The sequence below is a fragment of the Candidatus Neomarinimicrobiota bacterium genome, from assembly GCA_018647265.1.
Taxonomy (GTDB): Bacteria; Fidelibacterota; Marinisomatia; order Marinisomatales; family TCS55; genus TCS55.
This window is the reverse complement of the sequence record JABGTK010000155.1, coordinates 1-2,421: the sequence shown is the minus strand read 5'-3', so window position 1 is coordinate 2,421 and position 2,421 is coordinate 1. Positions and strand designations below refer to the sequence as shown.

Sequence of the window (2,421 nt, the reverse complement as noted above, 5' to 3'; positions counted from 1 at the left end):
TGAAAATAATTCGGAAAAGGCTTGACTCGTATAGGGTTTTGGTTGTATATTATGGTATAAGATAAAGGAATTAAAGATGAGTTTTGTAAAAATAGATTGGGATTCAGAAGATATAGGTGACGTAGATGAGTTACTTGTGGTTGAATCAGAGTTAGAGTCAGCTAGGATAGAAGCTATAGCTGAGATGGAAGAAGAATTTGAAGTATTACTGGAGGAAGTGTAATGAGAGGTGATGTATGGGTGGCTATAAATAAGAATGGTGAGAAGGTTCTACATATAGATAACGGCAAGTTCGTGTCTAAGAAGGTTATAGATAAACCAGAGGTTAGGTTTAAGATAGTTCAACCGAAAAATAATTAAAAAAAGTGAAAAAAAGGCTTGGATCTTAAATAAATTGGTTGTATATTAAGGTATAAGAAATGAAAGAAAAAGATTGAATTAGATAAAGCCCGACTCTCTCCCAAAAAAAGGGATATAGAGAGATATTGTGAAAAGTCGCAAAGGGCGTAAAGCGGCATGAAGATTTTAAAAGTCTTTTGACTGTTTCGGGTGTTGTTACCCTTTCATTACCAGTTAAAAGCAAAGGGATGGTTTTTTTACTATTTCCATCCCAAAGAATTGTGGGTTCTCGATGACTACATATTTGGAATCGAAAGATCAGTGGGTTAGGGTTGACTACTTATTTGGAAGCCTGGTGGGTTGAGAGTGACTACCTATTTGGAACTCTCAAAGATTTTTGAAAATATAGGGAATAGAGTTAATAACTACTGACAGTCCAAAGATAACTTCAAAGACTACTGGATTCCCTATTAGAATTCGAAGGGTTAGAAGGTTGATTATTCACGGGCGACGGCCTTAGTGATAGACTAGTGGTGTCAGATAAGATTCTGGCTGTGAGGTTCGAATCCTCATCTAATCCCAAAGTATTAAAATTGGAGAACCAGATGTATACAGGCTGGTGGTGTGAGAACCTTAAAATGGTATTCGTCGATACTGAAAACGCGTTAGTAAGTTGAAACAGTCTCTCCTCTAAAATTTAAATGAATAGCCGAGAGCTAATAATAATATAGTAATAACAGTAATGAGATTGAATGAAATGAATCGTAAGGTAAATAATAAAGTGCGTCATAGTACTATACAGTATATACAAGAAGGACTAACCTTCCTGTTTATAATGATCGTAGGTATAACGTGGCTCATAATAGCAAACGTATAAAAAACACCAAAATACAGCTCTGTGTCAGTTTGTCATAGATTTCGTATCTAAGAGCTACCCATACTATTTACCCGTTAACTGAGAAAAGTTTGACAATATGACAGAGGCCCTTATCGGTTCGCATATCGAGGTCAAATTTTATTTACATGGTTATTATACTATTAATGGTATTCCAAAGGAATAGAAGTGAAAGCTTGGGATTGAGGTGGATTGAGGTAAATATATTTATGTTTAGTCGTTAATCCATATACTTATTAATATGAAAATTATCAAAATACTAAACACAATATGTTGGCCGTTGATTAAATTAAAACAATTCATAGACCCGAACCATTGGGCCAGTAAGATAGGTGAGAGTAGTGGTTTGTATGATAAAGCTAGAAACTCCAAATCTCGTAAATGGGCGGATAATCTACAAGGTTGGAAGTGGTGGACATACCAAATCATTGGTGGTTTAATCTTTGTTATTATAATAGAGGTCTTACTTAATATCATTGGTATGACTATGTTGCCTTGGAGATGAATATCATTATCACTATACTAACAATTATATGTGTGTGGAGTATTCTATCTTCCGTATACTTAATTCTCACTATGGAATAAATTAAAATGAACACTTTATTAATCAACTTACAAATTATCTTCTCGATGTTATTCTCGTTGAATGAATGTCATCTAACCGAAGAAGCACATATTATGCTTTTACCAACTAGCTCTGTATACACTTATTCGTTATATCACTATTACGAGAATTCTAGATATATGTTCCTTACTAATCATAACTCTTTATTCACCGATACTCTATATCATCAGTATCAAATTAATTATCCTTCTTTTAACGGCGAATCAACCACATCTAAATATTGTGTTATTGATTCCACATATGAAGAATTGTATTTCTATCACGAGGAAGGTTCGGATGAAATCCTCAAATGAACAAAATAAAATTGTATTTCGGTATTTGACCGAATACTTATTATAGTAGTGATTAAATGCACTATCGAATAGAAAGGTTATTCAATTAATATAACAACATATAATCCTCACCACCATATCAGCAGAGAGGCCGTGCTGGTGCCAGAGTGGTCAATTGGGGTGGATTGCAAATCCATTATTCGTCGGTTCGAATCCGACCCAGCACTCAAATTAATAAAAGGAAATAAATGAACCAACCAAACTTAAATTGGTTTTATCTACATATAGTA

General features: G+C 34.0%; 1 protein-coding gene and 1 tRNA gene. Both read left to right on the top strand.

The window, feature by feature from the left end; all coding sequences use genetic code 11:
• The first annotated feature begins 76 nt into the window (after positions 1–76).
• Complete coding sequence (locus HN459_09450) at positions 77–223, top strand: hypothetical protein (protein ID MBT3479667.1); 147 nt, start codon at positions 77–79, stop codon at positions 221–223.
• Positions 224–2,284: 2,061 nt separating this feature from the next.
• A tRNA-Cys gene (locus tag HN459_09445) sits at positions 2,285–2,358 on the top strand.
• Positions 2,359–2,421: the final 63 nt, after the last annotated feature.

Bases quoted from the DNA above. Each gene is read 5' to 3' on its own strand.
- HN459_09450 (MBT3479667.1), top strand. From the start codon at position 77: ATGAGTTTTGTAAAAATAGATTGGGATTCAGAAGATATAGGTGACGTA.